Genomic DNA, 23,693 nt, shown 5'->3' with positions numbered 1-23,693 from the left:
TCTCTGGCAAGATGTTCAAGCATTCACCGGTACTAACATCCCAGATTCTAACGGTTTTATCGCCACTGCCACTAGCAACAATTGTGCCATCTCCACTGACAGCAACTGACCATATTCTACTCCTATGTCCTCGCAAGGTGTGGAGGCATTGACTGGTAGCAATATCCCAGAGCCTGACGGTTTGATCTTCAGAGCTACTAGCCAAAATCTGAGTCTCTTCACTGTTACCATCATCTAGCCTAGTAAAGGCCAAAGACCATACCCAACTGGTGTGTCCCTTCAAGGTTAAACGGTATTGACTATCAGCAATTTGCCACAGATGAATCTTGCCCATGCTATCACCTGCAGCCAAAAGCTGGCCATCGGGGCTAAATGATACTGACAAAATACTACCAAAAGGTTGAGTAAAAACTGATTTAGCGATGGTAGCATTAGCGAAGTTTACATCTAGCAACTCTACCCCCTGAAGGTAAGCTTGCAAAATAGTGAGATTAGAAAAATCATAACCCCTTAAATCAGTTTTAAGTTGGCAGAGCAGATTAAGGATATTACCGGCTGCATAGCCTACCCTTGGCACCAAGTTTTCTCTTATTTTCGAAAGACTATTATTTAGAGTTTCCTCAAGACAACTTTGACTACTCAAACTAGCGATTAGCTGATCGATTAATGGTTTGAGGAGCAGACGGGATTGACTTTCCCGAATGTACTGTTTTGCCAAAGCCTTCAGCAAACAATGAGAATTAAACAGAGCTATTTTATCGGTGAGTATTTCCTGACTAACCTTGTCAATGACTTTCTCAGTCATGTACTCGATCAGCACAGGTTGCAGGGTAAAGCCTGCTGAACTTTTTTCCAAAGGTAAACGTCTTTGCAGGGATTGCAGTGTTACTGGTAAATGTTGTTTAGCCACTGGTGAGAGGATATCCTCTCGGAGTTGGGCAAGGGAAACAGCTTCCCGATTAATTGCCAACCAGTACAGAATTTCCTGTTCGTGGTCTGACAAGTGCTCAAAGTGCCAGGTTAACACTTCACGAAAGTCATCGAAGACTGGTTTTCCTTCTGTTAAAAAGTCGCCAATATTACCCAAAAATACTTCATCAATATGCTTGGCAACAATTTCTAGGGATAAAGGATTACCGTTGTAAAATTCAATCAGTTCTTGCCATTGCTGATCTGAACCAGAGAACGAGGCAATGGAATTAAAGATTTTCTTGCCATTTACCACATCAAAACCGCTTAATTCCAGGCAACGAACCGGTCGTGTTTTGCCTTCAAGTCTGGCAATGGCGTGGGGCTTCTCTCGGCTGGTGATCAACAAGCAGCTTTGATGGGAGACTTCTCCAATTTTTCGGAACAGTTGCTCATACTCCTCATATCCTTCTCGATATTGCCCAGCCTTGTCACCACCTTGTATAATTGACTCTACATTATCCAGGATTAGCAAACAGCGATGCTCACGCAAATAGTGAAGTAGTCGTGATAGTTGAGCATCTATGGTGTCTGGTAAATTGCTTTCTACCTGGTTGGAGAGAAATTTGATCAGCTCTTCGAGAATTTTTATAATGGGAGGAGCATTAAGTAGCGTACGCCAAATGACGTACTCAAACTCATCCTGAATGCCATGATCTAGCTTGAGGGACTGATCAGTTTTGCCAATTCCACCCTTACCTAGCTTCAAAGAGAGTCCAGTTTTGCCAATTCCACCCATTCCTAAAATTGCCACCACTCGGCAACGATCCTGGAGAATCCATTGCACTAAGGTAGCCAATTCTTCGGTACGTCCAAAGAAAACTGGCACATCCGGCGCTGCTGACCAATCTACTCGATTTGAGGGGATTTTAGTGGTTGTCTTCTGGATTGAGGACTTAGGGAGGCTGTTCTCAATCACATATTCCCAGTTAAGTCCTAAAACTTGGCAAAATACCTGGAAAACTTGGGCATTAATCGGCTTTCCTTGCAAGAAGCGTTTCCAAGTAGCTAGGGAGACACCAGGAGCATAGATTTCTTGCAACCCATACTCGGAGGATGCCCAGTCGATATCTGGATTTAAGATCTTACTCGCCTCGACCAGCCATCTGTGATCCTCTATCGTCCATCCCTTTCGGTTTCGATACTGTTTAATTGTTAGTCTTCCCTGTCGAGACGCTTGTAAAGATGGCAAAATCTCACCTCAGCTATAGGATTTACAAATAGGTCATGAACAATCTTGATGATTTCTCATAACATCAAAAACTCTTTGGAGCTCTTTCCTACTGTTCCCTGTTCCCTGAGCCGAAGTTACCTGTTTCGACGGGTCCGCTGTTTACATCTCAAATAAAAATGCTATATTCAAATCGAAGCAAAACCTAAGCTCAAGGGAATCGCAGGTCAACTCTGGCAAACACCCTTAGGCATATTCCAGGTCTAAGAGGGTATTTTAAAGATGTTGGATCCGACTCGAAAGGCCCCCCTAACCCCCCAAAGCAAGGGGGTAAGTTAGTACAAAGTCCCTAAGATTTGGGATTATGATGGCTTATTACCAACATTTGGTACTTCTCAAACATCCTCGCGACCCAGAGAATCTTAATGCGCTACGGGCACCCTAGGCGATGAAGCGTTCGCTTCCGCGTGGCCTACGGCCTCAGCTTCCGCGCTTGTGCAATCGGAGCCTCTGTCAGTAGACATACTGCCAAAGTCAGTCACAATATCCCACCAACACTTAGGTGCGCAAGACCCATTAAGAATTAAATTCGCCACTGGTCGCACCTCAGGAAACCTCTTCACAATCCTGTTCACAATGCTTTGCTACTTGATGTTTTAATAATTCAAATTAGAGCCAGCTGAGAGCTCAAAATTATTATACTTTATTATACAAATTGTCAAGTGCCAATTTTGGATCATCTGTTGTGATCACGAGGTGATCCAAACCTGATCCAAAACTGTGTCTAGCACAGCCTGGGCAAATCCGGAATTCTGGATAATGTGTAATTCAGGTTTAAGTAGTCATGGCACAAACAAGGTCAGAACCCCCATTACTGATCCAAGCAATCCTTGAGGGGTTTGTGGATGGGGTGCTGATTCTAACTACTAACCAAGATTGGTTTCATGCCAATGAGTGTGGACGTCGAATGTGTTCTAAAATCACTCAAGGTAGGTCACAGATAAATTCTATCCCTGACCCAATTTGGCGAGTTTGCGAATCATTAATTGATAGTCGTGAGTGGTTTTGCGATCGCAAACTAATTATCGAAGCTGAAATTCAAGTGGATAAGTCAGTTAACTTTCGGGTTAGGGTTAGATGGTTAACGTTAGAGTTATCTCCAGAACCTTACCTCTTAGTAACCCTAGAAGATCAAAATCAATCTTATCAAATTTCCGCTAGCACTGATGCTCTAAAATATGGCTTAACGCCCCGGGAAGAGCAAATATGGTCACTTAAAAAAGCCAACTTTACTTACCGAGAAATTGCCCAGCAGCTATTTATCAGCATCAATACGGTTAAGAAGCACCTAAAAAATATTTACGCTAAACAAAAATAATGATAGGCATCACCATTATTATATAGCAATACTTGTTTGATGGACTTTATTAATTGGTTTTATGGAGTAGGTATTGGTAGAAAATAAATTTAAATTTGTTCAGGTTTTTAATTTATAATTCAACGAATAAAGTTATGACTATATAGCGTTGATTGCAGTTATGAGGTACAGTCTTTTTTGACGTTGATTCCCTGTTTTGATGCAGCGCATTCCTATTCCCTATTCCCTGTTCTCTCTTCCCTGTTCCCTGTTCTCTCTTCCCTGTTCCCTGTTCCCTGTTCCCTGTTCCCTAAAATCCCGAAATTTTGTACCTCATAGCTATGATAATTGCTATAAGTTTACTTAAAAAAATTAATAATTTAAAAAATATGGGATAAAAACTCTATGTCAAATCAAGAAAACCGAAAGTTGGATAAGTGGATTAATAGTAATCCAGATTCAAGAGAATTAAAAAGAGCGCTAGCTGTAAAATTTGCCATACAAGGCTGGAACTATCAAGCAATATCCGAATCATTAAATGTATCAAAGAGCTTCATTAGTAAGTGGAAACAAAAATTTAATTCAGCGGGTGTAGAAGGATTAAAATTATCTTACAAAGGGGGTAAAGGCTATTTAAATAAACAAGAAAAAAAAGAAGTTATCACTTGGATAAAAAAACGATATAGATGTAACTTTGAGCAATTAGAGGGTTATTTACTTGAAGAATATAATGTAGTTTTTAAATCCCCAACTAGCTATTATAAATTACTTTCTGAAGCCAGGATGAGTTGGGAAGAATCAAAAAAAAATAATCCTTATAAAGATCCAGATTTATTGGATAAAATACTGAATCGTATTTACAATCAAGCCTAGTTTTACATCTTACTTAAGAATGCTATAATATTTTAATATTAGGGTTTATACAAAAAACTTATAACAAATGAATCCTCACTTAATCTTGCCAGTCGGTACCCAAGTGGTAACTCGTGTGGCTGCTAAAAACTCTGCGGGTGAAACATTATGTGTACAAGGAGCAGTCGGTGTAATAGTCAAGGCACCAACAGATGATTCCCATGCCTATCGGGTGCGTTTGCCTGATGATAGGGAAGTTACCCTACGTCGCCATGAATTTAGTATTCGTAAACACTTCCAAAAAGAAGGGTTACAGCTCTCGGAAGACTTACTCACAGAGTTAAATTTATATGATCATGTTATCTACCGCTGTGTAGTAGGGTCGAGAGCATTTGGTCTCGATGATGAAAACTCTGATATAGACAGACGGGGTATTTACCTGCCACCAGCTGTGGTTCACTGGTCACTGTATGGGATTCCGGAACAGTTAGAAAAGCACGAGACTCAGGAGTGCTACTGGGAGCTTCAAAAGTTTATCATTTTGGCACTGAAGGCTAATCCAAATGTGTTGGAATGTCTCTACACACCACTAGTGGAAACAGCCACTCCTCTAGCAGAGGAATTGCTAGCTATTCGAGATATTTTTCTGTCTAAGTTGGTTTACCAAACCTATAATGGGTATGTGATGTCCCAATTTAAAAAAATGGAGCAAGATTTTCGGACTAAAGGAGCAGTTCGATTAAAACATGCTATGCACTTAATCCGTTTATTGCTCTCAGGTATCACAGTTTTGAAAGAGGGGTTTGTACCAGTTAAAGTTGAGGAGTATCGGCAACAACTCCTAGCCATCCGTCGGGATGAAATGCCATGGGAGGAGGTTACGGCTTGGCGATTGAGTTTACATCAAGAGTTTGATACTGCTTTTGCTAACACCAATTTGCCAGAACGTCCGGATTATGAAGCAGCTAATGGGTTTTTGATTAAAGCACGTCAAAGTATGGTTTAGTTATATATGAATTTAAACCAAAAACTACTATCTGTAATTTATACTCAACCCCATCCACTGTTATTCGCTACCCTCAGTGGAGCGCATTTGTATGGTTTCCCTTCACCAGATTCTGATTATGATTTGCGTGGTAGTCACATTCTGCCAGTACAGAAAGTTATAGGACTAGAGCCGGGACCGGAAACGATTGAAGTTTCGGAAATTCGGGATTCCATAGAACTGGATCTAGTCACTCACGATATCAAAAAGTTCTTTGAGATGCTGCTGAAAAAGAATGGTTATGTCTTAGAGCAGCTGTACTCACCCCTAGTGATTCATACTACACCGGAGCATGAGGAATTAAAAGCGATCGCAAAACAATGCATTACTTGCTACCATGCCCATCACTATCTAGGATTTTCCCGAACTCAATGGAAACTGTTTCAAAAGATGAGTCCATGTCGGGTCAAACCTTTGCTTTATGTCTATCGGGCGCTGTTGACTGGTATCCATTTAATGAAAACTGGCGAAATAGAAGCTAACTTGGTTAAGCTCAATCAGGTGTTCCAGTTACCTTATATTCCAGATTTAATTGCTCGAAAGCTAGCAGGAGCAGAAAAGTCTGTATTGGAAGATACAAATATTGAATTTCATGAGGGAGAATATAGTCGTCTACAGAGTCAATTAGAGGAAGCTTCTGAGTCTAGTTGGTTACCAAAAGCACCATCAGCTAAGGATGCTTTGAATGATTTGCTCTGTAGATTGAGGATGGCAAATTTAAATTGAAATTGCTATATAGCAAAGGGAACAGGGAGCAGGGAATAGGGAGCAGGGAATAGGGCGCAGGGAATAGGGAGCAGGGAATAAAATTTATAGGAAACTCTATAATAACTATTCGCAATTGTGACATGAGATTAAAAGGATTAGCAATTCCTAGTGTTATGGTTGGTTTCGTTGTGCTTGCTTGTGGTAGTGAAACCCCAGCAGATAAAACCCAGCCTCGGAACGTAGCAGGGGATTGTAGCGAACGCCAATGTCAGGAAGTTTTAGCTGACCTTGGCGATAGTTTTCCTGAACAAATAGCTGAATGGGAAAGGGAGTGTAGTGATAGCAAACATTTAAGTTTAAAGGTTTTTCAGAATCAAGGACAACCCCAGCGAGTCAGCTTTTTTTGTTGGGATAAACCTATAGGAAATGGCAGTCGCACTGGTACATGGTTAGGGGTTTTGCCCTTAGTAGCCAATGATTCTACGTTTGTGAAGCCATTAGTTTGCTCTACTTCTGACCAACAGTGCCAGAAAGTATTGCCTCAATTACGAACAAAGGCTCCAGAGCTAGTCCAGAAAGCAGAATTTAAATGCGCGACTAAACAGGGGTCTCTATTTTTGAGAGTTTCTGAGCAGGAAATCGATATTATATGCGGTTTTTTCGCGACCTCTGTTTGGGATGATAATGGCGATGGTTTAGTGGATAATGAAGACCCAGTTAGTGTTGATATTTCAGTGGGTACTTTTAAACCCTAAGGTAAGCATTCAGCGGTCAGTGTTCAGTGGTCAGTGGTCAGCCGTTGGCCTTTGGCTGATAGCTGATAGCTGATAGCTGATAGCTGATAGCTGATAGCTGATAGCTGATAGCTTACGCTAATTTAGTATAATATCAAAAAATACTCCCAGCTCTTTACTACGATTCCCGATTCCCGATTCCCGATTCCCGATTCCCGATTCCCGATTCCCGATTCCCGATTCCCGATTCCCGATTCCCGATTCCCGATTCCCTATCTCCCCGAAATTGCTATAATTATCAATTATGACTGCTCTTATTCTCAACTTAGCTCCCACGATTAAACTAACAGATGAACAGTTCTTCCAACTCTGTCAGGACAATAAAGATTTACGTCTTGAGAGTACCAGCAAGGGAGAACTAATTATCATGGCACCAACGGGATGGAAAAGCGGAAACCGGAATAGCCGACTGACGCAACGTTTGGGTAATTGGGCTGATAGTGATGGAACCGGATTAGTGTTTGATTCTTCAACGGGCTTTACGCTTTCTAATGGTGCCAATCGTTCTCCTGATGCCTCCTGGGTAAGGGTAGAAAGATTAGAAGCACTTAATCGGGATCCTGATAAATTATTACCAATGGCTCCTGATTTTGTGGCGGAACTCCGCTCTGTTAATGACAACCTGAAGACGTTGCGGGAAAAGATGCAAGAGTACATGGACTGTGGTGTACGTCTAGGTTGGTTAATTGACCCTCAAAATCAACAGGTAGCAATTTATCGCCCTGGGCAGGATAGGGAGGTTTTGGAATCCCCGAGCAGCTTGTCAGGAGAGGATGTGTTGTCTGGATTCGTGCTAGATTTATCACAAATTTTGAGCTAATGTTGTTTGTTAAGATAAACCTTAAAATTATCTCCGGATAATTACCCTTAATAAAAATCTCTCCTATGTCCCTAAACTTCCCAAACTTCTCCTACTCCCTACTGTCTACTCCCTGCGCGGAGCCCTAATAAATGTCTATAGATGGAATTAACAATGCCAATGCCTTAATTATCGGTTCCAGCGGAGGTATTGGTCTGGCTTTTGTCAAACAATTGCTGCAAGATGAAACGTTTACCAAGATTTATGGCAGTTATCGTAACCGTGATTCTAGTTCGGAATTAATTGGGCTTGAAAACAACTATCCTAATCGATTAGTTTGTCTATCGATGGATATTACCGACGAGTTGCAAGTATCTGAAGCTGTCAAACAAATCAGTGTAGAGATAGACAAACTCCACTTAGTGATTAATTGTGTTGGATTGCTTCATGACGGCAGCTTACAACCAGAAAAAAGCCTGAAACAGATTAATTCAGAACACTTGATCCGTTACTTCCAGGTGAACAGTATTGGAGCAGTGCTGCTGGCTAAACATTTATTACCATTATTCCGTCATAGCGATCGCAGTATTTTTGCTAGCATTTCTGCCAAAATTGGCAGTATTGGTGATAACCAACTGGGAGGATGGTATGGCTATCGAGCATCGAAAGCAGCCTTAAATATGTTTATGCGAACAGTGGCAATTGAATACAGTAGAAAAAGTCCTCAAACTATCGTTGTTACCTTGCATCCTGGTACAACCAATACGCGCCTTTCTAAACCCTTTCAAAAAAATGTACCTGCTGATAAGTTATTCCCAGTAGAGCGTACTGTTACTCAACTACTGGCGGTGATCGAAAAGCTGGATAAAGGGGATAGTGGACAGTTTTTCTCCTGGGATGGAAGCGAGTTACCTTGGTAAACTACTGTAAGCTATCAGCTATGAGCTATCAGCTATGAGCTATCAGCTATGAGCTATCAGTTATCAGCTTTTGAATAAAACAGGTAAGGATTAGTTTAATAGTCACGAAAGTCTTTTGAATAAAACAGGTAAGGATTAGTTTAATCTGAGGAAAAAGGTTGATTTTAAGCTGACCACTGACCACTGACCGCTGACCGCTGACCGCTGACCGCACCTCAAGTAGCGCATATGCTTACATAAAAACTTAATTCAGTCTTGATAACTGACTAGTTTGAGTCGTCTTTGGCCACCTTATCTCTGGGAAAACCGGATATCAATCCGCTTTCAATCATCAAACCAATCCCGGCATTAATCACAACTAAGCTTAAGGTTCCTAACCAAAACCAAGGCTCTCCTTCAATTCTTTTAGAAACGGCTTCTCCAAATAAGCATAAACCTAAGGGAAAAAGCAGAACTCCAACTTGAGATTTGATATACCAAATTACTTTCTTGTTCATATTAGTGGGATAGTCTTTACCAAGATAATATAGTACCTTAACAGTGATAAATTTAAAAGGGGCGTATTTACTAACTGTTTAGCAACTGTTGTTAAAAAAACGCGAAATTGTAACGGGCAAGATGCCCATTCCACATTGTGCTACACGGCCAAGATGCCCATTCTACATTGTGCTAAACGGGCAAGATGCCCATTCCACATTGTGCTACGCACACGCTACGGGAACGCATCTGATAATAGCAGATAGATGGTACACTAACCTGATAACTGAACACCATTATTAAAACCCGTGGCCAATTCCCCAGGATCTCCAGAGTCCCAATCCGAAACCCCTAAACTGGCTCGCACTCCCCTCTTTGACCAGGTGGTAGCACAAAATGCCCGCTTGACAGCTTTTGCCGGTTGGGAAATGCCAGTACAATTTAGCGGATTGAAAAAAGAACATGCTGCAGTACGAACTGCTGTCGGAATTTTCGACATCTCCCATATGGGTAAGTTTGCTTTTAATGGTAAGCAACTACGGGAGCAATTGCAGTCTCTAGTGCCTTCGGATTTAACCCGCTTGCAACCGGGTCAAGCTCAATACACGGTGTTGTTAAATCCGAATGGTGGAATCATTGATGACATTATCTTCTACTACCAAGGTGAGGAGGAGTCTGGGGAGCAGCGGGGGATGATGATTGTTAATGGAGCAACCTGCACCAAAGACAAAGACTGGTTGTTAGCTCACCTGGATGCTGACTCAGTTACCTTACAAGACCTCTCAACATCAAAAGTCTTGATTGCAGTACAGGGACTATTGGCAATATCACATCTTCAGCCATTTGTCAAAGAAGCCTTAGCACCAGTCAAAGCATTTGGACATCTAGAGGCAACGGTGTTGGGGAAACCGGCATTTATTGCTAGAACCGGTTACACAGGGGAAGACGGATTTGAGCTGATGCTAGACCCAGATGTCGGCATAGAGCTGTGGCACAAACTTTTAGAGTCTGGTGTCACTCCCTGTGGTTTAGGTGCCAGAGATACCTTGCGCCTAGAAGCGGCTATGGCACTCTACGGACAAGATATTGATGATACCACGACACCCTTAGAAGCTGGGTTAGGTTGGCTAGTGCATCTTGATAGCAAAGGAGACTTCATCGGACGCTCGGTGCTAGAGCAACAAAAAGCAACGGGGATCGAGCGCAAGCTAGTTGGGATCCAGATGCAAGGAAGGCAGATTGCTCGCCATGGTTACCCAGTCCTAGCTGATGGTGAGGTGGTAGGAGTTGTTACTAGTGGTACATTAGCACCAACCTTAGGAAATGCGATCGCACTAGCCTATGTTCCCAGAAAGTTGGGCAAAGTTGGACAGCAGCTGGAAGTAGAAATCCGGGGTAAATCCTATCCCGCCGTTGTGGTCAAAAAGCCTTTTTATCGCTCTCAAAATCGTCCATCGGCAAAGTAAAGCTATCCATCCCTGACAGATAACTTTAAAGTTTAAAGTTAAAAGTTTAAACTTTAAACTTTCGATAAATTTAAAATCGAAACTAACAATTAACAAATGACTAATGCCTAATATATTTCTGCACAACTTCCCAACCAGTAAGGGAAACCCAGGTAAATCCCACTAGCAAAGCAATGTTAGTAGCAACGTGAACAGCCCTTGCTAAGGGTTCTTGAGGGCTAATTTGGGTAGCACTAAAGGCTGAGAGTAATACCAGTGCTACCACAGACCATCCAGCTATTAAGTGGGCTGAATGGCCTAGATGACCGTAATGGCCGATGGTACCTACTAAACCAATCCCCAGCAGAACCAAGACTAGAGCGACCATGATCCAACCAATGATGTAGTGCAGAGGGCGTAACCAAGTCGGTCGTGGACGTCCAGAGTGACGTTGAGAAAACACAATGCTGCCGGTGATTGCCAGGAGTACATAGGCAAAGAGGGATAAACCCATAGACCAAGCAGCAATTTTCCAGAGCCAGAGAAAAGAAGGCAGATTCACAGGGTGATGGAGTGATGGGGTGATGGGGTGATGGGGTGATGGAACAGAATCTCAAGATCTGTTCTTGTTCACTTTTGAATTACCCTTGCTATGGTTACAGACCAAGTGACAAGTTACAAGTCTAGCACTATAGCCTATTTAGCTTGAACTCTCAACCTACCTGACAAGGGACGCCTGGGCAAGAACAACCTTCAACCTTCAACCTTCAACCAAACAACCTTCAACCTTCAACCAAACAACCTTCAACCTTCAACCAAACAACCTTCAACCAAACAACCTTCAACCAATGAAAAAGGGGTTGCTCCTGTTGTAAGCAACCCCAACGTATAGAGATAGTAACTAGACCGCGCTAACCAGGGTAGGCAATTTTTCAGTGAACACTCTTTGACTATCAACTGTTTCTGGATGTGGCTTGATATCGGCAGGTTGGGCTGATTCGGCGGAAACAGGATAGCCATAAGCATTACCACTTTGGCTAACCAATAAGCGGTCACAAGGGATAGTATCTGAGAGAATGGCACTTGCCATCATCCCTGTATGTATTTCTAGAAGAGCCTGTGGCGGTGCTTCAAAAACTAAGCGCTGCCCTGGGAAAACAACTCTTTCAAAGTACCAGTTAGGTATATTCGTTATTCTAGCAATCTGGATCTGGCTAGTGGCGTTCACATAGCAGCACAGAACGGAATCTTGGCTATCTGAAGGAATAGGATCAAAAATTTGTGTCATATCTATTAATTCTCTAAAGGTTAATTTATTACAAACACCAAGGTAGCATTTATGATCCCGGCGAGCTGTAAACATGGCTACTAATTATTGAAGTCTACCTCAGCCTATCACCGACAAAACCGCGTCAGTATGCTAATTATTGGTATTATTTAGGATTATTTGCTTTTTTTAGCGATATTCAGTATAAATCAGGTCTAATGCTCATTCTATAAAGCCTATTATAGTACTTTACTCTATTAGATGACTTGATGCTGATTTTTGATCCCTATAGACAAAACTACCATAAGGTTGAGGTAAATCCCTAATTTTGGTAAAGTTAAGATATGTAAAAACCAATTTCATAATTGTTGCCCACCCTTGGTAGCTTCTGCCCGCCGTAGTCTCAAAGTAGAGAAAATGGCGGTAGATAAATCTGTCTATAACTCTGGGTATAGATCTGGCTTGAAATCTTGAGCTTAATTGGCCTTTTGGCCTTTCGGCCACGCTACGCGAACGGCCACGCTACGCGAACGGCCACGCTACGCGATGGGCTTTGCCCGCGCCAAAGGCGATCGGAATTGGTCAAGAATAACCCAAACTAACCTTACTGATAAAAAAAACTTATAATAACAAAAAAACATTACTATAAACAGTTACCAATGGAACAGAAAATACTATATGTTCGCCTTCCGTGTAATCCAATCTTTCCGATCGGGGTGGTTTATTTAGCTGACCATGTTCATAAACAGTTCCCGGGTGTAGAACAGCGCATTTTTGACTTGGGAACTGTACCTCCTCTAGACTTTGCCAGCGCCTTGGATACTGAGATAGACCAATTTAAACCAACCCTGTTGGTATTTTCCTGGCGCGACATTCAAATTTATGCTCCAGTGGGTGGTAGGGGTGGTAACCCGCTCCAAAATGCCTTTGAGTTTTACTATGCTCGCAATCCCTTGGTGAAATTACGGGGAGCGTTGGGGGGTCTGCGTTTAGCGGCGTCTTACTATGGCGAACTGTGGGGGAACTTGGGGTTAATCAAACAAGGACTCAAACGGGCTAAACGATATAACCCAGACGCTCGCTTGATTGTGGGGGGTGGAGCAGTTAGTGTATTCTATGAGCAGTTGGAAAATAAACTGCCAACTGGAACCATCGTTTCCGTTGGAGAAGGGGAAACCTTACTCACGAAAATTCTCCTGGGTCAGAACTTCGATGATCAGCGCTGTTATGTGGTAGGGGAAGCTAAACCACGCGATCGCATGATCCATGAGTCTCCCACTCCCATTGAAAAAATTGCTTGCAACTACGACTATATTCAAAGCATCTGGCCCAGCTTTGATTATTACTTCCAACAGAACGACTTTTACATTGGAGTTCAAACCAAGCGTGGGTGTCCCCATAACTGCTGCTACTGTATCTATACCGTTGTAGAAGGCAAACAGGTAAGGATTAACCCGGCAGATGAAGTGGTCGCAGAAATGCGCCAACTCTATGACCGAGGCATCCGCAAGTTCTGGTTCACTGATGCCCAGTTCATTCCTGCCAAAAAATTCATTGGTGATGCCGTTGAACTGTTGCAGAAAATCCTTGATGCTGGAATGAGCGACATTAACTGGGCAGCATACATTCGGGCAGACAATCTCACCCCAGAATTATGCGACCTGATGGTAAAAACCGGGATGAATTACTTTGAAATCGGGATTACCAGTGGTTCTCAGGAACTGGTGCGGAAAATGCGCATGGGCTATAACCTACGCACCGTACTGCAAAACTGTCGTGATTTAAAAGCAGCGGGCTTCAATGACCTAGTTTCCGTCAACTATTCTTTCAATGTAATCGATGAAACCTTTGACACCATTCGCCAGACTATTGCCTATCACCGGGAACTAGAGCAAATATTTGGTAGGGATAAAGTCGAACCAGCCATTTTCTTCATTGGTCTACAACCCCATACCCATTTAGAACAGTACGCCTTTGACAAAACTATGCTCAATCGGGACTATGATCCCATGAGTCTGATGCCCTGGACAGCTAAGAAACTCCTATGGAATCCCGAACCCCTAGGGTCTTTCTTTGGTGAAGTTTGTCTGGAAGCTTGGCGGCAAAATTCCAATGATTTTGGCCGTGAAGTGATGAAAATCCTTGAAGAAAGACTAGGAGTCGCTCCATTAGAAGCAGCCCTCACTGCCCCAATAGTAGCAAATAAACGCCAAGAAAAACAACTGGTCAGTTTAAGTAAATAGAAAGGTGAAATGGCAAAATTTAATTAACAAAATTTAATTAACAATTTTTTAGTAACCATGCGCTCAGGTTCGATATTACAAAAACTAGAACAAGCCCATCGCGGCACCAAAAAACCTTTAAGCTTTGGAGTTTATTACAAAAATACCTTAGTATCGCTGTGCCATGCCCTAGAAGACTTTATCCTAGAGTCCGACAGTGCTCCACTAATGATTACGGCCTTCCAGCGGGGCCAATGGTATCTTGAGGAAGCTGAACGCTACGGCGATATAGCGGTAAAATCATCTCAGGTGGTAATCCTAGCAGCACCAGATACTGGCTTTGCTGAACATCCCACCAGCCAGCGGTCGAATGTTGCCCTAGTTAGTTTAGATTCCTCCGATCCTGTAGCTCAAGAGTGGCACTTGATTATTATTTCCGAGACATACACAGCAATGGTGTTATGTCAAGAATTATCTGAGTCGGATTATGGCACTCAAGGACTGCCAGAGCAAGACCGAGAGCGCAAATTCTACGGATTCTGGACATTTGAGCCAGACTTGGTCAGGGAGACAGTGGAGTTTGCGATCGCTCACATTGGTAAATATAAGCCAGACTTGCAAGCCAGCTTAACTGCACAACTTCAACAGATTATCGAAAGCACCAAGCCACGAGACTATATTGGGGCAGTGGTGAATCGGGTCGTGAACTATCTTCAGAAGGGTCAACAAGAGTTACCTTCCCATACCTCCCCTAGCCATGTTCAGGTGTTAGACGATAACCTGGTTTCTAATGAAATGCAGGCTTTCTTGCGTATGGCCCAGCTAATTGACCAAGCGGATGCTGTCAATCCCAATGCTGGCGCTGAGGTAAAAACCTTGTGTGAGACTATCGGGCAGTTGCTGGATTTACCAGCATGGCAACTGAAACGTTTAAGTCTGGCAGCACTCTTGCACCGTCTATCCCCCTTGCAGGGGGTTAACATAGAACTACCCCCTAAGTCAGCTGCTCAGAAAGACGTAATCGAGAAGCAGGAATCTCTTCCGAGGGGATCGGTGTTACGGATTATGCCTCGATTACAGGCTGTCGCTAACATTATTACCCATCAAACCGAATCCTGGGATGGTTCAGGACAACCGGATGGCTTAGCTTACGATAATATTCCCTTGGAATCGAGGATTTTGAGGCTGATGGCCTATTTTCAGCAGCAACTCAATACCCATGAATCTGAGGAGGATGCTCTGTCTATTGCCCTAAGAAGCTGTCAGGCATTGTCAGGGGAAGCGTTTGACCCTAAACTGGTGGAAACCCTGGGACTGATAGTGATGGGAATGCAGCAGGGTATGAGTTTGCAGGCTAATCAGCCTAAAATTGCTTCAGGAATGTGGTTGCTTGATTCCTTATCTGAGGAAAGAGTAACGGTTGAAGGATGAAGGAAGAAAAGTTGAAGGTTATATGGTTGAAGGTTATATGGTTGAAGGTTGAAGGTTGAAGGTTGTTCGCGTAGCGTGGCCTTTTGGCCAAGGTTGAAGGTTGTTCGCGTAGCGTGGCCTTTTGGCCAAGGTTGAGGGTTGAAGGTTATTGGGTTGAAGGTTATTGGGTTGTTCGCGTAGCGTGGCCTTTTGGCCAAGGTTGTTCTTGCCCAGGGGTCCGGTGTAGGGTAGGGTGAAGGATGAACAGTTGAACGCGTAGCGTGGCCTTTTGGCCAAGGTTATCTGGTTGATGGAAATTGAAGCAATTCGGGCGGGGAAAGTAAAGCAACTGCCAGGAGCAGATTTGGAAGATGAGGATCTTTCCGGTAGCCAATTGGAAAAAATTAATCTTGCTGGTGCAACACTTGTGGGGGTAAATTTCTCTGGCTCTAATTTGAATGGTGCTCGTCTCGATGGTGCTAACTTAATTGGTGCCAAACTCGAATCTGCTGACTTGCGGGGGAATTTGCTAGGAGCTAATTTGATGCAGGCGGATTTGAGTGGTGCGGACTTGCGGGGTGGTAATCTCCGAGGCGCTAATTTGATGGGGGCTAAGTTGAGTCAGGCTTCCTTTACCGGTGCTTTTTTAAGTGGTGCCAATTTGATGGGGGTGAATTTGCAAGGGGTAGATTTGCGAGGGGCAGATTTGCGAGGAGCTAATCTTAATAGTGCCAATTTGAAGGGAGCCGATTTGTCTCAGGCAGATTTACAAGGGGCAACCTTAAGTGAAGCAAATCTGGAAGAGGCCGATCTCCGTGGAGCTAATCTATCTGGTAGTAATCTCAGTGGGGCGAATTTGCTTTGTGCTGAGATGGATGGGGCTTCTTTGAGTGGTGTTAATTTGGATCGAGCTTGTTTAGTGGGAACCTGTGTGCCTGAGAAATAATTGGCAATAGTGGGTAATCGATTGGGGTCTTTCGTGAATGGCAAGGGGGGACATGATTTCTAAATTTCCTTGATAGTAGGTCAGCCGCACTTGTCGCTTTTCCCCAATTTCCTCAAGAATTGTTTCAAAGTCTTGCCATTTAAGGTTATCTATAGTAATGACACTACCGGGTGTGAGTTGGATAGCTTTGATGGGTATATTGACACTCACCGCCCTGGAAGGACGGGGATTCTTGCTTCCACGGGGTGACTTGTTTAACCAGGCCGGAGCCAGGAAAAATAGAGGTCTCCTCTCCACAAGCGTATTTGGTCTTTGACCTAGGTTTCGGTGTGCCCCACCGTACCTTTATGTTTATCTATTTAACTAGATACTTTTTTATCTAAATTCTTCATAGACATTTAAGTCGTTAGACCCAATTACGCAATATGTACGCTCTACATATTTTTTACGTTGCCTACTTATGTTTAGATAGTATCTAGCTGGTACAAAAGTCTATTGCTTATAATTTTAGAATAGCACATCTAGTGTAAACTTTCAATACGAAGTCTAAAAGAAAAGCCGTCCTATAAGGACGGGGCTTTAAACCCAATAATTTTGGTAACGGTCATGTTTTTGCTCAACTTTACCAATGCTAACCAGTCGGTAAGTTTAATCCTAGAACAAATTAGTTTAGTAGGGTACGTTATTAATTCACCCTAGTGGCGTGGCATACCTTAAATGTTGCTTTAGAAAAATACCATAATCTACTTTTAACAAGGGTTTAGCAGAAAAAACTATTGCACTATTTTAGCTGTGCCACGCCACTAGAGGTAATGCACCCTAAAGGTAGTGTTACTGCGTAAGTCCTGTAACCTTAGCCAAAAGGCCACGGGTGCGCGTTCAACCCTATAACCTTGGCCTTTGGCCACGCGTTCACATTCAACCTTCAATCTTCAACCAAATAACCTTCAACTAAATAGGGCTTGCTGAATAAGTCTACAAAGCGACTTTAGAGGCTACACAGCTTGAGAAATCTGAGTTTCACCCCTTGGTTTCCCAAGAAAACCCAGGGATTTCCGACAAAAGTACCAGGTTTTTGAGCGACAAGATGCCTATTCCTTGCACTTGTTTTGGGAAAAAAGGCTTGAAAGCCTTGTCGGGTATGCCTTCTGCATTCATGCAGCCAGCCCTAAATAACCTTGGCCAAAAGGCCAGGCTAGGCGAACACCCTTCAGCAGTCAACAAAAAATCTATTCCACAGTCACCGACTTCGCCAAATTCCTGGGCTGATCCACATCCAATCCTCGCCTTGCCGCAATGTGATAGGCTAACAACTGCAACGGAATCACTGCCAGAATTGGTGAAAGCAACTCCTCGACTTCTGGTACAGGTAACAAATCATCAAAGATATCCATCGCCTCTTTGCCATTGCTCGGTGTCACCCCAATCAACCGAGCATCCCGAGCCTTAGCTTCCTGAGCATTAGAAATTACCTTCTCATAGACAGCACCAGGCATTGCGATCGCAACCACAGGCACCTTAGCATCCAGCAGAGCAATCGGACCATGCTTCATTTCCCCAGCTGGGTAGCCTTCAGCATGAATATAGCTAATTTCCTTAAGTTTCAGCGCCCCTTCTAAAGCAATCGGAAAATTAATCCCGCGTCCTACAAAGATAAAGTCTTGGGTTTCCGCAAACTCATGGGCTAATTCTTCAATATACTTTTCTTGACTTTCCAGCACTTGCTCAATCTGAGTAGGCAATTGCCGTAAGTCTGCCATAATTGCTTGAATTTTTTCAGGGGCGAGAGTATTACGTCGGTAAGCTAACTCTAGCGCTAGACAATAAAAGGCCACTAACTGGGTCACAAAGGTTTTAGTGGCCGCCACCCCAATTTCAATACCTGCCTGGGTATCAATCACATCAGGCACCAACTGAGCCAAAGAACTTTCTGGTCGATTCGTAATTCCCAGGAGTCGGGGCTGATAGAGAGGGTCTAATCCACTGCGACGGTGTTTTTCCATCTCCAGTGCTGCTAAGGTATCAGCAGTTTCCCCAGACTGAGTTACCCCAATGGTTAGGGTATTCTTAGTTAACGGACCTGGTGCATAACGAAACTCAGATGCATACTGCACCATGGTGGGAATTCCTGCCAACTGCTCCAACAAATATTTACCCACCAAACTAGCGTGCCAACTGGTCCCACACGCCAGAATCTGAATCTGTTCTACATCCCCGTACAGTGACTCTGGTATGCCTAACTGAACTGGGGAATTAGCCAGGTCTGCCTCTGCCTCTGCCTCTGTAGGATTAGCATGCCAATGACTATTGAGATACCGCTCGAAACAGTTGCGCACTACCCCTGGTTGCTCATAAATTTCCTTAAGCATAAAGTGTCGGAATCCTTGCTTTTCCACTTGAAAGGGATTCCAACTGAGGGTACGGGGGAACTTATTCAAGCGACGACCCTCAAAGTCGTAAACTTCTGCCCCTAGGGGAGTTAACCGTGCGATTTCCCCATTGTCTAAGTTCAATACTGCCCTGGTATGGGGTAACAATGCTGGGGTATCTGAGCCAAAGAAAAATTCCCCTTGACCAAACCCAATAATCAAAGGAGCCTGTTGCCGCACTCCAATCAATTCATCAGGATAGTCAGCACAAAGGATAGCTAGGGCAAAAGCTCCCTCTAATCGATTCACTGTTTGCCGCACTGCTTCTAGGAAAGGAGAAAAGAACGAAGAGGAAGAAGCAGAATTTTGCTGTAAACACTCAGCAATTAGATGGGGAATAACTTCTGTATCGGTATCGGAGCGGAATTCATGTCCCCGCTGGATCAATTCCTCCCGCAATTCCCGGTAGTTTTCAACAATGCCATTTTGTACCACTGCCACCCGCATTGCCATGTCCATGTGGGGGTGAGCATTATACTCTTCCGGTTTACCATGGGTTGCCCAGCGCGTGTGTCCAATGCCAATCCGCGCCTGGTTTTCGATTTGTACCAGTTTTTCGCGCAAATTGTGCAATTTTCCCTTAGCACGGACACAATGAACATCCCCTTCCGAAACTGTAGCAATCCCAGCAGAATCATAACCCCGATATTCGAGTTTCTCTAATCCTGCCATTAAAATTTCTGTAGCGATTTGCGGACCGATATAGCCGACTATTCCACACATAGTGTTGAGTTTAGTAAGTAAGCATAATACTCAAACTATAGCCATGCTATGAGTGGAGTGTCCTGTGTTGACGGTTGACCGTCAACGGTTGACCATCAACAGTCAACCGTCAACATCGGATAGATTGCGCTTGTTAATGCTTAGTAAGCCAAGCCCATGCTGCGAGTTGTTTCAGCTCCCAGGTAAACCCGGACGCTCAAGAAGTCAGTAGGACAAGCAGTTTCGCACCGCTTGCAACCAATACAGTCTTCTGTACGAGGAGAAGAGGCAATCTGACCAGCTTTACAGCCATCCCAGGGAACCATCTCCAATACATCTAGAGGGCAAGCCCGAACACATTGGGTGCAACCAATACAGGTATCGTAAATTTTAACGCTATGAGACATTGATTTAAGAACTCCTACATTTTTTTATCGGACATTGCGGAAAAACCGCTTACCTGTCTCCTTGGGAAAATTGGGGATATTCCCGATGATTCCACCAGGATTATCTTTGCCTAGGTTCGTATTGTCGGCGTTTGAGGCAAACGACAGGGAATTTTAAGGATCAAGGGCTAGTTTACCGCAGGGTTTTGATAGTCTTGCGCCAGAGGTTACAGAACTTTAAATTCTTTAATATATCAGTATGTGAAACTATTGTGTCATCGAACCTAATCTATGGGTCAACCTCAGGAAGAACGATAACGGGGAAACCTTGGTAATTCAATAGACGCTAAGGATTTGCGCCCTTTGGAGGGACGTAGGGGATAGAGTACTGGTGATGGCGACTTACCGTGAGACGGAAATACGTCATTGGTTTGATTTGACTTTGACTCAGCCTCTATGATATCTTCTGGCAATTCCTCACTCGGTGGATTGGCTTCAGGCTCCAAGGTCTGAGTATGCTCTGACCTACTGGTTTCCTCAAGGTCACTAGTCAATTCAACGGTTTGGTCAGATTCATCTAAGTTAGCGGTTTCTAGTGTGGTTTCTAGTTCTGATGTGCCATCGACTTTGGTATCAGCCCACTCTGATGGCAACTCGGACAACCCAAATTCCTCTGCCAGGGCAGACATTTGTTCAATTAACTGTTGTGCTACTTCTAACTCTTTGGCTGTCACATTTTCAGGGGAGATTACCTGAGTTTGCCCTGGACCTAAGGCATCTGCTGGGGATATAGGATCAGTTTGGTTAGGTTGGCTGCTGTCAACCGATAATGCTTCTGTGGTAGATTCAGACTGGGCAGGAGAATTACCAGTACTGCTGAAAATAAATTCTTCTGCAAATAACTCTGGGTCAGCAGACCAGGGTCTAATGGGCTGGGCTTTTTGTAGCAGAGATTGCTGAGCAATGATGCTCCGACTCTCTTGCTGTTGTACCACAGAACTCTCAGAGGCAGGCATTTCCAGACACTTTTCTAAGGCTACCTTAAATTGCAAGGTTTGCTGTTGTTGTCGGTATAGACGGGTTCTAAGTTCTCGACAGGTATCTTTCAATTGCACCAGCTGATGAGATTGTTCGTTGTAGCGCTGCTGGGTTTGGGAATAGTCCTGTTCGAGTCTGGCAACTTGATCCTGAGAGCTTTGTAACTGTTCTGATAAGGTTTCGACCAAAATTTGCTGGCGTTGACCGGATTGATGGGATGATTCTAGAGTGTGGAACAAACGGGTTAATTGGTCTTGAACTGTATTGAGTTCCAGATCTTTTGTGGACAGGAGTTTGTCGTACTCTCGCAATTGCTTAGCTTGTCCGTTTAACTCCTGCTGTTTTTCCTGGAGTGCTTGCTGCAGCTGAGTCACTTGCTGCTTTAAGCGATGATTGTCCAAGCTCAGTTTTTGGGCTAAGGCAAACCATTCACCATCCTTGGCTAACTGTTCCTCAGAAACATCAGCTATCTCAGTGTCAATATCAGTGGTATCAGTATCATCAGTGCCATCAGTATCCGTTTCTGTAACTGATGATGCCATGGTGGTAAGGAGTGATTCTATAGTCTGTTCTAGTATTGACTGTTCAATAAGATTATCTATATCATCAGATACTATCGTGAAATCATCAGGTACTGGTGCGAAGCTGAGCATTTTTGGGTTATGGTCGGTCTGCTGCTGATCTTGCTTCTTAGTATCCTGGTTATCCATTTCGGTAGTAGACTCAGGAAGGGGAAGGTTATTGGGGTTTTCAGATTCACTCATTGCTCTTCATCAAGGGGTTCACAATTTCACCATTGGGGCAAGGAGCCAAAAAGTCAATCGCTCAAGATGATTTTAGTCTTGAGGGGCAACTTTGGGTCAAGATGCAGACTCTCGAAATTGCCGATGGCTTGGTATTGACTTAAGTTTGGGCGCAGATGGTTGACATTACCTTACAACTTACTAACCCAAGAGTAATGCCTAAAAATTGACTGGCTAAAAATTTTGAGACCAAAAATGGATGGTGATTAGAAAACAGGAGCTAGGGAGCAACATTTTAATACAAATGTACTATCATTGAGCAATGAGCTAATGCGTTACCGTAGCGTGGCCGTAGACCAATCGCCATTTCAGTTTTTCATAAATCTGATTACTATATAGCGTTTAGCTATGAAAAATTAGCAGTATTTTTCATTAGCTATTTGGCAATTATATAGATATTAAATGTATTTAATTTTCCTTGATTATACCATTTTTTTTATTAAATTGTCAACTAGTAAAATTGTAAGCATTCAGCTATCAGCTCTCAGCTATCAGCTCTCAGCTTATGCGCTACAGATGGTGCTACTTGAGGTGCTCTCAGCTCTCAGCTCTCAGCTCATGCGCTACAGATGGTGCTACTTGAGGTGCTTTTGAATAAAACAGGTAAGCATTGGTTTAATTTCTGTTACGTCAGCTGACGGCTGACCGCTGAATCCTTACGTAAAATTTCAATCCCTTCATCTGTTTTAAGGATAGGGCAATGGGTTACAGGGAGGGCAAAGTTTGGCTTGAAATAAGACGAAGCGGGATTGATATGAGAGTTGGAAATACCCCCTGGCTGATAACCAGTGAAAAAAGCGATTGGCCTATGGCCACGCTAAGCGAACGCCTTGGCTTAAAAAGCAATATAGCTGTTGCGAGTTAAGGGATTGACCTTTGGTCACGCTACGCGATCGCATAACCAGTATGGGGACGAACTTCTGGTGGGTGAAACCCTAGCACAATATCTGATTTGGGAACCCCTGCAGCTACTAGTTCTTCGGTGATGCCATCTTCGATACCATCCCGTTGAATCCAGATTTTTCCATCAATAATTTGAACATGGGTAATGCAGCCGTGGACTCGACGTTTGCCATCCCAGCCAACAACCATGAGCATAAAATGATTGTTTAGAGTATCGGCAATCGCATAACTTTGGATATCTCCGTGACTGTAACTAATCCGAGCGTAACGCTCTAGAATTTCTCGAATTAATCTGGAATACTCATCTAATCTATCCATTGCACTATTTCCTCGCCGTTGGCCTCAAAAATTAGCAAATTTAACTGATTGCTCTCAATAGCAATTCGAGCAATTTTATCTTGAAAAAAATCTAAGTAAACTGCATTGCGAATCGCTAGATATAATGTTCGTTCTCGATGGATAATCGATTCTTTTAACAAACTTCTATAAAGCACATATTGACCAAGGGCATTTTCTAGGTCTTGTACAGGAGAAGGACGAATAAAACTTTTTACCTCAACTGCAATACGTCGCCAATCTTTTTCTGCTGCAAAAAGTTTCTCGGAGCCCATATCTACGTAAACGGTTCGCTCTCCAACAGCTAATGCTAGGGGATCGTTAGTAATCATCCATCCGTCTTTGATCAGAGCCGTTTTCACGGTTTCGTGGTAGATATCCTTTGCCATTAAAAGTAGCTCATTCTTGGGATGCTCAAGGCTATCTCCATGGTAGCTTGATCACGCTTTAGGTATTGGTCACAAGCATAAATTTGGAATCTTGAAATAAAACGTTACACAAACCGGCAGATTTTGACTATAGCGCTTTATATCCTAATGAGGTACACATGATTGTTTACCTCTTGCCTCTTGCCTCTTGCCTCTTGCCTCTTGCCTCTTGCCTTCCCCTCCTGGGAGGGGTTAGGGGTGGGTTCCTCTTGCCTCTTGCCTCTTGCCTCTTGCCTCTTGCCTTCCCCTCCTGGGAGGGGTTAGGGGTGGGTTCCTCTTGCCTCTA

General features: G+C 43.4%; 25 protein-coding genes. 12 read left to right on the top strand and 13 right to left on the bottom strand.

All coding sequences use genetic code 11. The features are described from left to right. Nucleotides 1–2,161: NB-ARC domain-containing protein (locus tag F6K20_RS03195; RefSeq protein WP_287293691.1), on the bottom strand; the 2,161-nt coding region annotated here is incomplete at its 3' end. 401 nt (nucleotides 2,162–2,562) lie between these two features. Then, nucleotides 2,563–2,736: a hypothetical protein gene (locus tag F6K20_RS03190; protein WP_287251348.1), complete on the bottom strand. Its 174-nt coding sequence runs from the start codon at nucleotides 2,734–2,736 to the stop codon at nucleotides 2,563–2,565. Between the two features lie 248 nt (nucleotides 2,737–2,984). Here F6K20_RS03190 and F6K20_RS03185 point away from each other — a divergent pair, with 248 nt between their 5' ends. The 5 genes from F6K20_RS03185 to F6K20_RS03165 all read left to right on the top strand — a co-directional run bounded on the left by F6K20_RS03185 (nucleotide 2,985) and on the right by F6K20_RS03165 (nucleotide 6,857). Next, nucleotides 2,985–3,518 carry a helix-turn-helix transcriptional regulator gene (locus tag F6K20_RS03185; RefSeq protein ID WP_008181031.1) on the top strand — a complete coding sequence of 178 codons (534 nt, stop codon included), beginning with the start codon at nucleotides 2,985–2,987 and terminating at the stop codon, nucleotides 3,516–3,518. Nucleotides 3,519–3,902: 384 nt separating this feature from the next. Further along, nucleotides 3,903–4,370, top strand: a complete 468-nt coding sequence (locus F6K20_RS03180) for a helix-turn-helix domain-containing protein (RefSeq protein WP_287264697.1) — start codon at nucleotides 3,903–3,905, stop codon at nucleotides 4,368–4,370. A gap of 67 nt (nucleotides 4,371–4,437) precedes the next feature. Next, entirely contained in the window at nucleotides 4,438–5,355 is a 918-nt protein-coding gene (locus F6K20_RS03175; protein ID WP_287264696.1) for a nucleotidyltransferase domain-containing protein, read from the top strand. Nucleotides 5,356–5,361: 6 nt separating this feature from the next. Then, a complete protein-coding gene (locus F6K20_RS03170; protein WP_008181036.1) occupies nucleotides 5,362–6,120 on the top strand; it encodes a nucleotidyltransferase domain-containing protein in 759 nt (252 codons plus the stop codon). 122 nt (nucleotides 6,121–6,242) lie between these two features. Next, nucleotides 6,243–6,857, top strand: coding sequence for a hypothetical protein (locus F6K20_RS03165; RefSeq protein ID WP_287264694.1), 615 nt, complete (start codon nucleotides 6,243–6,245; stop codon nucleotides 6,855–6,857). A 117-nt stretch (nucleotides 6,858–6,974) separates the two neighbouring features. Here the strand turns inward: F6K20_RS03165 and F6K20_RS03160 are convergent, their stop codons facing one another. After that, complete coding sequence (locus F6K20_RS03160) at nucleotides 6,975–7,160, bottom strand: hypothetical protein (protein ID WP_287293689.1); 186 nt, start codon at nucleotides 7,158–7,160, stop codon at nucleotides 6,975–6,977. On the opposite strand from F6K20_RS03160, the gene F6K20_RS03155 reads away from it, so the two are divergent. Next, a complete protein-coding gene (locus tag F6K20_RS03155; protein WP_008181039.1) occupies nucleotides 7,141–7,716 on the top strand; it encodes a Uma2 family endonuclease in 576 nt (191 codons plus the stop codon). The genes F6K20_RS03160 and F6K20_RS03155 overlap by 20 nt on opposite strands. A 131-nt stretch (nucleotides 7,717–7,847) precedes the next feature. Continuing rightward, nucleotides 7,848–8,615, top strand: a complete 768-nt coding sequence (locus F6K20_RS03150; protein ID WP_008181041.1) for an SDR family NAD(P)-dependent oxidoreductase — start codon at nucleotides 7,848–7,850, stop codon at nucleotides 8,613–8,615. Nucleotides 8,616–8,881: 266 nt separating this feature from the next. Here F6K20_RS03150 and F6K20_RS03145 read toward each other — a convergent pair whose 3' ends face one another. Next, nucleotides 8,882–9,112, bottom strand: coding sequence for a hypothetical protein (locus tag F6K20_RS03145; RefSeq protein WP_008181043.1), 231 nt, complete (start codon nucleotides 9,110–9,112; stop codon nucleotides 8,882–8,884). Between the two features lie 288 nt (nucleotides 9,113–9,400). Here F6K20_RS03145 and gcvT point away from each other — a divergent pair, with 288 nt between their 5' ends. Beyond that, complete coding sequence (gene gcvT / locus F6K20_RS03140) at nucleotides 9,401–10,558, top strand: glycine cleavage system aminomethyltransferase GcvT (RefSeq protein WP_287293687.1); 1,158 nt, start codon at nucleotides 9,401–9,403, stop codon at nucleotides 10,556–10,558. Between the two features lie 100 nt (nucleotides 10,559–10,658). Here gcvT and F6K20_RS03135 read toward each other — a convergent pair whose 3' ends face one another. Together F6K20_RS03135 and F6K20_RS03130 are read right to left on the bottom strand one after the other, a co-directional pair. Next, the gene (locus tag F6K20_RS03135) at nucleotides 10,659–11,099 is read right to left on the bottom strand and encodes a DUF4079 domain-containing protein (protein ID WP_008181048.1); all 441 of its coding nucleotides are present in this window, start codon (nucleotides 11,097–11,099) and stop codon (nucleotides 10,659–10,661) included. 339 nt (nucleotides 11,100–11,438) lie between these two features. Then, entirely contained in the window at nucleotides 11,439–11,825 is a 387-nt protein-coding gene (locus tag F6K20_RS03130; protein ID WP_044492458.1) for a DUF1830 domain-containing protein, read from the bottom strand. 459 nt (nucleotides 11,826–12,284) lie between these two features. On the opposite strand from F6K20_RS03130, the gene F6K20_RS03125 reads away from it, so the two are divergent. Genes F6K20_RS03125 through F6K20_RS03115 form a run of 3 tightly spaced genes read left to right on the top strand, consistent with a single transcriptional unit; the run spans nucleotide 12,285 to nucleotide 15,457 of the window. Further along, entirely contained in the window at nucleotides 12,285–12,431 is a 147-nt protein-coding gene (locus F6K20_RS03125) for a hypothetical protein (RefSeq protein WP_154659707.1), read from the top strand. A 32-nt stretch (nucleotides 12,432–12,463) separates the two neighbouring features. Continuing rightward, entirely contained in the window at nucleotides 12,464–14,047 is a 1,584-nt protein-coding gene (locus tag F6K20_RS03120) for a photosystem II high light acclimation radical SAM protein (protein ID WP_008181051.1), read from the top strand. A gap of 57 nt (nucleotides 14,048–14,104) precedes the next feature. Continuing rightward, entirely contained in the window at nucleotides 14,105–15,457 is a 1,353-nt protein-coding gene (locus F6K20_RS03115; protein ID WP_008181053.1) for a DICT sensory domain-containing protein, read from the top strand. Nucleotides 15,458–15,490: 33 nt separating this feature from the next. Here the strand turns inward: F6K20_RS03115 and F6K20_RS03110 are convergent, their stop codons facing one another. Then, on the bottom strand, nucleotides 15,491–15,733 hold the full coding sequence (locus tag F6K20_RS03110; protein WP_131826956.1) for a hypothetical protein: 243 nt from the start codon (nucleotides 15,731–15,733) through the stop codon (nucleotides 15,491–15,493). Nucleotides 15,734–15,746: 13 nt separating this feature from the next. Between F6K20_RS03110 and F6K20_RS03105 the strand changes: the two genes are divergently transcribed. Next, a complete protein-coding gene (locus F6K20_RS03105) occupies nucleotides 15,747–16,382 on the top strand; it encodes a pentapeptide repeat-containing protein (protein ID WP_008181057.1) in 636 nt (211 codons plus the stop codon). Here the strand turns inward: F6K20_RS03105 and F6K20_RS03100 are convergent. From F6K20_RS03100 to F6K20_RS03075, 6 genes are all read right to left on the bottom strand, one after another. Further along, complete coding sequence (locus F6K20_RS03100; RefSeq protein ID WP_202799165.1) at nucleotides 16,353–16,592, bottom strand: hypothetical protein; 240 nt, start codon at nucleotides 16,590–16,592, stop codon at nucleotides 16,353–16,355. The genes F6K20_RS03105 and F6K20_RS03100 overlap by 30 nt on opposite strands. Nucleotides 16,593–17,611: 1,019 nt before the next feature. Next, nucleotides 17,612–19,534 carry a glutamine--fructose-6-phosphate transaminase (isomerizing) gene (gene glmS, locus F6K20_RS03095; RefSeq protein ID WP_008181061.1) on the bottom strand — a complete coding sequence of 641 codons (1,923 nt, stop codon included), beginning with the start codon at nucleotides 19,532–19,534 and terminating at the stop codon, nucleotides 17,612–17,614. Nucleotides 19,535–19,674: 140 nt separating this feature from the next. Beyond that, nucleotides 19,675–19,920 carry a photosystem I iron-sulfur center protein PsaC gene (psaC, locus tag F6K20_RS03090; protein WP_006616272.1) on the bottom strand — a complete coding sequence of 82 codons (246 nt, stop codon included), beginning with the start codon at nucleotides 19,918–19,920 and terminating at the stop codon, nucleotides 19,675–19,677. Between the two features lie 281 nt (nucleotides 19,921–20,201). Beyond that, complete coding sequence (locus F6K20_RS03085; protein ID WP_008181064.1) at nucleotides 20,202–21,701, bottom strand: AAA family ATPase; 1,500 nt, start codon at nucleotides 21,699–21,701, stop codon at nucleotides 20,202–20,204. 924 nt (nucleotides 21,702–22,625) lie between these two features. Then, entirely contained in the window at nucleotides 22,626–22,961 is a 336-nt protein-coding gene (locus F6K20_RS03080; RefSeq protein ID WP_008181072.1) for a XisI protein, read from the bottom strand. Then, nucleotides 22,949–23,368: an element excision factor XisH family protein gene (locus tag F6K20_RS03075; RefSeq protein WP_008181074.1), complete on the bottom strand. Its 420-nt coding sequence runs from the start codon at nucleotides 23,366–23,368 to the stop codon at nucleotides 22,949–22,951. The genes F6K20_RS03080 and F6K20_RS03075 overlap by 13 nt, the downstream gene beginning before the upstream one ends. Nucleotides 23,369–23,693: the final 325 nt, after the last annotated feature.

This window comes from Moorena sp. SIO2C4 (genome assembly GCF_010672485.1).
In the GTDB taxonomy this organism is placed as follows: Bacteria; Cyanobacteriota; Cyanobacteriia; order Cyanobacteriales; family Coleofasciculaceae; genus Moorena; species Moorena producens.
This window is presented reverse-complemented; position numbering and strand designations above follow the sequence as displayed.

Coding starts and splice junctions, on each gene's coding strand:
- psaC (WP_006616272.1), bottom strand. CDS start 19,920: ATGTCTCATAGCGTTAAAATTTACGATACCTGTATTGGTTGCACCCAA.
- F6K20_RS03120 (WP_008181051.1), top strand. CDS start 12,464: ATGGAACAGAAAATACTATATGTTCGCCTTCCGTGTAATCCAATCTTT.
- F6K20_RS03170 (WP_008181036.1), top strand. CDS start 5,362: ATGAATTTAAACCAAAAACTACTATCTGTAATTTATACTCAACCCCAT.
- F6K20_RS03165 (WP_287264694.1), top strand. CDS start 6,243: ATGAGATTAAAAGGATTAGCAATTCCTAGTGTTATGGTTGGTTTCGTT.
- glmS (WP_008181061.1), bottom strand. CDS start 19,534: ATGTGTGGAATAGTCGGCTATATCGGTCCGCAAATCGCTACAGAAATT.
- F6K20_RS03145 (WP_008181043.1), bottom strand. CDS start 9,112: ATGAACAAGAAAGTAATTTGGTATATCAAATCTCAAGTTGGAGTTCTG.
- F6K20_RS03155 (WP_008181039.1), top strand. CDS start 7,141: ATGACTGCTCTTATTCTCAACTTAGCTCCCACGATTAAACTAACAGAT.
- F6K20_RS03130 (WP_044492458.1), bottom strand. CDS start 11,825: ATGACACAAATTTTTGATCCTATTCCTTCAGATAGCCAAGATTCCGTT.
- F6K20_RS03075 (WP_008181074.1), bottom strand. CDS start 23,368: ATGGCAAAGGATATCTACCACGAAACCGTGAAAACGGCTCTGATCAAA.
- F6K20_RS03105 (WP_008181057.1), top strand. CDS start 15,747: ATGGAAATTGAAGCAATTCGGGCGGGGAAAGTAAAGCAACTGCCAGGA.
- F6K20_RS03080 (WP_008181072.1), bottom strand. CDS start 22,961: ATGGATAGATTAGATGAGTATTCCAGATTAATTCGAGAAATTCTAGAG.
- F6K20_RS03180 (WP_287264697.1), top strand. CDS start 3,903: ATGTCAAATCAAGAAAACCGAAAGTTGGATAAGTGGATTAATAGTAAT.
- F6K20_RS03085 (WP_008181064.1), bottom strand. CDS start 21,701: ATGAGTGAATCTGAAAACCCCAATAACCTTCCCCTTCCTGAGTCTACT.
- F6K20_RS03115 (WP_008181053.1), top strand. CDS start 14,105: ATGCGCTCAGGTTCGATATTACAAAAACTAGAACAAGCCCATCGCGGC.
- F6K20_RS03175 (WP_287264696.1), top strand. CDS start 4,438: ATGAATCCTCACTTAATCTTGCCAGTCGGTACCCAAGTGGTAACTCGT.
- F6K20_RS03150 (WP_008181041.1), top strand. CDS start 7,848: ATGTCTATAGATGGAATTAACAATGCCAATGCCTTAATTATCGGTTCC.
- F6K20_RS03185 (WP_008181031.1), top strand. CDS start 2,985: ATGGCACAAACAAGGTCAGAACCCCCATTACTGATCCAAGCAATCCTT.